Here is a 5,199-nt window from a genome sequence, read left to right as displayed (position 1 = left end):
CGCCCGTGCCTGCCAGCACGGTCTCCATGGGCCGGGGCGCCAGGTTCTGGCCGCCATTGGCAGGGTTGGCGGCATCGGGGGCACCATCCATGGTCAAAACATGGCCGCTGCCGGTCTCGGCCACAAAACCCATGCCAGAACGGGTTCCCGCCCCGCCGGTCCAACTGACTGTGCATTCCATTTGTGTTTCTCCTGTGTGACACGTGGTTTTTTTCGCACGGAAAACCGAAACGAAAAGAATTTGATGCGAATTTTGCTGCATCGCAACAAGACTCGCGCTAAACTTCGTCCATGCGCTGCCGCTTTCGAACAGAAAGGAACCGGCAGGCGGCAAGAAGCCCGAAACCCGGCACTTGCCTCGCACCGATTGTCTCCTCCATCTCCTCAAAGGATGGATTAGCCCCAGGCCTCACGGCCCGGGGCTTTTTTTTGCCCGCTCGCACCGTCCCACGGCAGGTTGCCGTCCCGGATGCCTCGGCCCCTCGCCAGGGCGACGCCCTATGATGTGGGCCCCCGCCCGCCGCCCTGCGCCGGTGGGGCTCTCCTCCTGCACCTGCCATGACCCAGCACCTCACCCCCGCCGACTACCTCAAGAAAATCCTGACTGCCCGCGTGTACGACGTGGCGGTGGAGTCGGCGCTGGAGCCCGCCAAGAACCTCAGCCGCCGCCTGCACAACAAGGTACTCCTGAAGCGCGAAGACCAGCAGCCCGTGTTCAGCTTCAAGCTGCGGGGCGCTTACAACAAGATGGCGCACCTCACGCCCGAGCAGCTGCAGCGCGGCGTGATCTGCGCCTCGGCCGGCAACCACGCCCAGGGCGTGGCCATGAGCGCCCACCGACTGGGCACGCGCGCCGTGATCGTGATGCCCACCACCACACCGCAGCTCAAGATTGATGCCGTAAAGACGCTCGGTGGCGAGGTCGTGCTGTTTGGCGAGAGCTATTCCGACGCCTACGGCCATTCCGTCCAGCTGGAAAAGGAACAGGGCCTGACCTTCGTGCACCCGTTCGACGACCCGGACGTGATTGCCGGCCAGGGCACCATCGCCATGGAGATCCTGCGCCAGCTGCAAAGCCTGGGCAGCAACCAGCTCGATGCCGTGTTCGTGGCCATTGGCGGCGGCGGACTCATCTCGGGTGTGGCCAACTACATCAAGGCCGTGCGACCCGAGATCAAGGTGATCGGGGTGCAGATGAACGACTCGGACGCCATGATCCAGTCGGTGCAGGCCCATGAGCGCGTGACGCTGGCCGATGTGGGCCTGTTCTCCGACGGCACGGCCGTGAAGCTGGTGGGAGAGGAAACCTTCCGCGTGGCACAGGGCCTGGTGGATGACTACATCACCGTCGATACCGACGCCGTCTGCGCCGCCATCAAGGACATCTTTGTGGACACGCGCAGCATCGTCGAGCCCGCCGGGGCGCTGGCTGTCGCTGCCATCAAGCAGTACGTGGCCCAACGCAAGACCAAGGGCGAGACCTACGCTGCCATCCTGTGCGGCGCCAACATGAACTTCGACCGGCTGCGCTTCGTGGCCGAGCGGGCCGAGGTGGGCGAGGAGCGAGAAGCGCTGCTCGCTGTCACCATTCCGGAAGAGCGCGGCAGCTTCCGCCGCTTCTGCGAGGTGGTCGGCGGCCTGCCCGGCGGCCCGCGCAACGTGACCGAGTTCAACTACCGCATCAGCGACGCCGCCCGCGCCCATGTGTTCGTGGGCCTGACCACCAATGGCAAGGGCGAATCGGAAAAGATCGCCAAGAACTTCAACCGCCACGGCTTCGAGGCGCTGGACCTGACGCACGACGAGCTGGCCAAGGAACACCTGCGCCACCTGGTGGGCGGGCACTCGGCGCTGGCGCAGGACGAGCGCCTGATGCGCTTCACCTTCCCCGAGCGGCCCGGTGCGCTGCTCAAATTTTTGAGCCTGATGCAGCCGACCTGGAACATCAGCCTGTTCCACTACCGCAACCAGGGCGCGGACTATGGCCGCATCCTGGTGGGCATGCAAGTGCCGCCCGAGGACAAGGCGGCCTTCGACGCCTTCCTGGCCACGCTGGGCTACCCCTATGTGGAAGAAACGCTGAACCCGGCCTACCGCCTGTTCTTGCGGTCCAAATAATGCCCAAAATGGCTGCAAGCGATAGTTGAAAATGCCTTGACAGCTATCAAAACAGAAGCACCAAGCCCCCACTGCACACCATGCAAGCCCTGCGCCACTACCTGCTGGCCGTGCAGTTCTTCACCCGCATTACCGTCACCGGTCGGCTGGCGCAGTGGGTGGGCTACAGCCCGGCCATGCTGCGGGCCAGCGCGGCGCACTTTCCGGGCATCGGCTGGCTGGCGGCGCTTCTGTCCACGGCCGTGTACGCCGCGCTGCACTGGGCGCTGGCGCCCAACCCGCTGGCCCCGGCCGTGGCCGCCGTGTTCTGCACCGTCGCCACGGTGCTGATGACCGGTGGTTTCCATGAAGACGGCCTGGCCGACGTGGCCGACGGCCTGGGCGGCAGCTACGACCGCGAACGCGCGCTGGACATCATGAAGGACTCGCGCATTGGCGCCTTCGGGGCCATGGCGCTGGTGCTGGCGTTACTGGCCAAGCTCAGCCTGCTGGCGCTGCTGGGGGCGCACAGCCTGCCGGTGGCACTGGCGGCCCTGGTCGGCGCACACGTGTTGTCGCGCTTTTGGCCCCTGCTCATCGTGCGCAGCCTGCCGCATGTGGGTGACACGGCGCGCTCCAAAAGCAAGCCGCTGGCCGACCAGATCTCCGGCCAGGCACTGGTTGCGGCACTTTTATGGTGTTTTCCGCCCCTTGCGCTAGTCGGATATGCGCAGACAGCTCTCTTTTTAGTAGCACCCATCGCTCTCAGCGCGCTCTGCGCGGGCTGGATGGCGCGCTGGTTCGCCCGACGGCTGCAAGGCTTCACCGGCGACTGCCTGGGCGCCACGCAGCAGGTGAGCGAGATCGGGTTCTACCTGGGCGCGGCCATCGCACTGCGATGGCTATAACGCCCCCCCCCTGCCGCCACCAGCAGCCGCCTGTGGCTGGTGCGCCATGCAGCCCCGCTGGTTCCCCCGGGCACTTGCTACGGCGCGTGGGACGTCCCAGCCGACGCGCAGGCCACCCGCGCTGCGGCAGAGCGCTTGGCAACGGCCCTTCCCCCCGAGGGGCGCGCTGCGTGCGTGGCGTATTCCACGCTACAAAGATGTGAGCTGCTGGCGCATGAATTACAAGCGCTCAGACCGGATTTGACCTTCACTCCCGACGCCCGGCTGCGCGAGATGGACTTCGGCCGCTGGGAAGGGCAGCCCTGGGACGCCATCGGCAAAAGTGCCATCGACACCTGGGTGGCCGGATTCGCCACCCACACACCCCGCGGGGGCGAAAGCCTGGCCCAAATGCTGCACCGCGTGGCAGCAGCCCTGCAGACCGCCCAGGCGTGGCGCACCGAACAGGGCGTGAAGGAGGTGGTGTGGATCACCCACGCCGGAGTGGCCCGCTGCGTGGCCTGGTTGCAGGAGCGGGGTGAGAGCGCCCTGCCCCGCTCAGAGGACTGGCCGGTGGCGGCACCGGGCTGGGGGGAATGGGAAATCAGGGAACTGGCCTGAAGCTGTAGGCCAGCAGGGGCCTAGTTCTTGAGCGGCATGTCCAGCGTCACCGTAGCGGGTCCGCCCATGCTGGTCCCCAGTTGCGCCTGGCGGGGGCCCAGGGCCTGCAACACCAGGCCTTCGTCCACCGCAGCGCCCACACGGAAGGGCTTGGCGGGCTTGCCGTCCACGGCAATCAGTGCCGCACCGCCGCCGCTGCTGCGCCCCGACAGCACCCCGATCAGCGTGAACCGGCTCGCGGTGGGTGCCACCGGCGCTGCCACGCCAGGGGCTGCAGGCGCAGCACCCAGCAAACGCGCCAGCGCCTGCGCGTCCATGGCCACCGGGGCGGGCGCCACTGCCGGGGCGGAGGAAGCGGACGAAGGCGCCGACAGGCGCAGCCCCCAATAGACCACACTGGCGCCGGCTGCTGCCCAGAGCACCAGAGTCCCCAGGCGGACGCCCCATTTGCTGTACGTATTGGTCACCATGCGGGGATTATGATTCACGCGATTCGACCATCCGAGAGACCGCCAGCAGTGAACACTTCTTTCTCCCTCCTCGTGCGTTCCGCCCCCCGCCGCGTTGCCAAGTCCGTGGCCCGTGGTTTCACCCTCATCGAGCTGATGGTGGTTCTGGTGATCATCGGCGTGCTGGCCGCGCTGATCGTGCCCAACGTGCTCGAACGTGCCGACGATGCCCGCGTGACGGCCGCCCGCACCGACATCACCAACATCATGCAGGCGCTCAAGCTCTACCGCCTGGACAACCAGCGCTACCCCACGGCCGAGCAGGGCCTGCAGTCGCTGGTCATCAAGCCCACTGCGGGCCCCGTACCCGGCAACTGGAAGCTGTACCTGGAAAAGCTGCCCAACGACCCATGGGGCCGCCCTTACCAATACCTCAACCCCGGCATCAAGGGCGAGATCGACGTGATGTCGTTCGGCGCCGATGGCCAGTCGGGCGGCGAAGGCAAGGACGCCGATATTGGCAGCTGGCAGTAAAGAGATGTGGTCCCCACGGTCGTGCACTGGCGTGTCACTCCCTGCCCCCCACAGCAGGCTCGCCCTGCGCTTCGCTGGTGCATGGGGCCGGGCCTTGCTTGGGGCGGCCCGGCGCTGCGGCCGTGCGCCTGGTGGATGCGCCGTCACCGTTGCGACCTCCCATCGCGCAGCTTCATGAACCGCTCGCGCGGATTCACCCTCCTGGAACTCCTGGTGGTCATCAGCATCATGGCGCTGGCCACGGCGGGCGTGGGACTGGCGATGCGCGATGGCGGGCAGACGCAGCTGGAGCGGGAGGCCGCGCGGCTGGCGGCGCTGCTCGAATCCGCACGCGCCCAGTCGCGCGCTGGGGGCATCCCGGTGCGCTGGCGTGCGCTGCCGGGCGGCTTCCGTTTTGAAGGGCTGCCGCGCAGCGCGCGGGCCGCTCTGCCCAACCAGTGGCTGGACCCCGGCACCGTGGTGCGCGGACCAGCGGTGCTGCAACTGGGCCCCGAGCCGCTGATCGGCCCGCAGCAAGTGCTGATCACCCACCAGTCCTCCCCCGACCGCACCCTGCGCATTGCCACCGACGGCGTGCGCCCGTTTTCCGTGGATGCGGTGCAGTGAGGATG

The 5,199-nt window shown here is 67.3% G+C and carries 7 protein-coding genes; 5 read left to right on the top strand and 2 right to left on the bottom strand.

Going from position 1 to position 5,199, the window contains the following annotated elements; genetic code table 11:
* The coding region (locus DBR23_RS32090; RefSeq protein ID WP_369882188.1) for an OsmC family protein at positions 1-181 on the bottom strand (181 nt) is incomplete at its 3' end.
* Between the two features lie 377 nt (positions 182-558).
* Here DBR23_RS32090 and ilvA point away from each other — a divergent pair.
* From ilvA to DBR23_RS28715, 3 genes are all read left to right on the top strand, one after another.
* Positions 559-2,118, top strand: a complete 1,560-nt coding sequence (ilvA, locus tag DBR23_RS28725) for a threonine ammonia-lyase, biosynthetic (protein ID WP_015012579.1) — start codon at positions 559-561, stop codon at positions 2,116-2,118.
* 80 nt (positions 2,119-2,198) lie between these two features.
* Positions 2,199-3,005: an adenosylcobinamide-GDP ribazoletransferase gene (locus DBR23_RS28720; RefSeq protein WP_108500310.1), complete on the top strand. Its 807-nt coding sequence runs from the start codon at positions 2,199-2,201 to the stop codon at positions 3,003-3,005.
* A 39-nt stretch (positions 3,006-3,044) separates the two neighbouring features.
* Entirely contained in the window at positions 3,045-3,605 is a 561-nt protein-coding gene (locus DBR23_RS28715) for a histidine phosphatase family protein (protein WP_369882187.1), read from the top strand.
* Positions 3,606-3,625: 20 nt separating this feature from the next.
* Here the strand turns inward: DBR23_RS28715 and DBR23_RS28710 are convergent, their stop codons facing one another.
* Positions 3,626-4,075 carry a type II secretion system protein N gene (locus DBR23_RS28710; RefSeq protein ID WP_056745245.1) on the bottom strand — a complete coding sequence of 150 codons (450 nt, stop codon included), beginning with the start codon at positions 4,073-4,075 and terminating at the stop codon, positions 3,626-3,628.
* 72 nt (positions 4,076-4,147) lie between these two features.
* Between DBR23_RS28710 and gspG the strand changes: the two genes are divergently transcribed.
* Together gspG and DBR23_RS28700 are read left to right on the top strand one after the other, a co-directional pair.
* Positions 4,148-4,588, top strand: coding sequence for a type II secretion system major pseudopilin GspG (gspG, locus tag DBR23_RS28705; RefSeq protein ID WP_099731210.1), 441 nt, complete (start codon positions 4,148-4,150; stop codon positions 4,586-4,588).
* A 174-nt stretch (positions 4,589-4,762) separates the two neighbouring features.
* Positions 4,763-5,194: a prepilin-type N-terminal cleavage/methylation domain-containing protein gene (locus DBR23_RS28700; protein ID WP_056745247.1), complete on the top strand. Its 432-nt coding sequence runs from the start codon at positions 4,763-4,765 to the stop codon at positions 5,192-5,194.
* Positions 5,195-5,199: the final 5 nt, after the last annotated feature.

Origin of the sequence: Acidovorax sp. HMWF018 (assembly GCF_003061035.1) — a bacterium.
Lineage (GTDB): Bacteria > Pseudomonadota > Gammaproteobacteria > Burkholderiales > Burkholderiaceae_C > Acidovorax > Acidovorax delafieldii.
Note: the sequence above shows the minus strand (reverse complement) of the source record. Positions and strands in the feature narration are given on the sequence as shown.

Excerpts from the sequence above, each read along its gene's own strand:
- ilvA (WP_015012579.1), top strand. The coding sequence starts at position 559 with ATGACCCAGCACCTCACCCCCGCCGACTACCTCAAGAAAATCCTGACT.
- DBR23_RS28710 (WP_056745245.1), bottom strand. The coding sequence starts at position 4,075 with ATGGTGACCAATACGTACAGCAAATGGGGCGTCCGCCTGGGGACTCTG.
- DBR23_RS28720 (WP_108500310.1), top strand. The coding sequence starts at position 2,199 with ATGCAAGCCCTGCGCCACTACCTGCTGGCCGTGCAGTTCTTCACCCGC.
- DBR23_RS28700 (WP_056745247.1), top strand. The coding sequence starts at position 4,763 with ATGAACCGCTCGCGCGGATTCACCCTCCTGGAACTCCTGGTGGTCATC.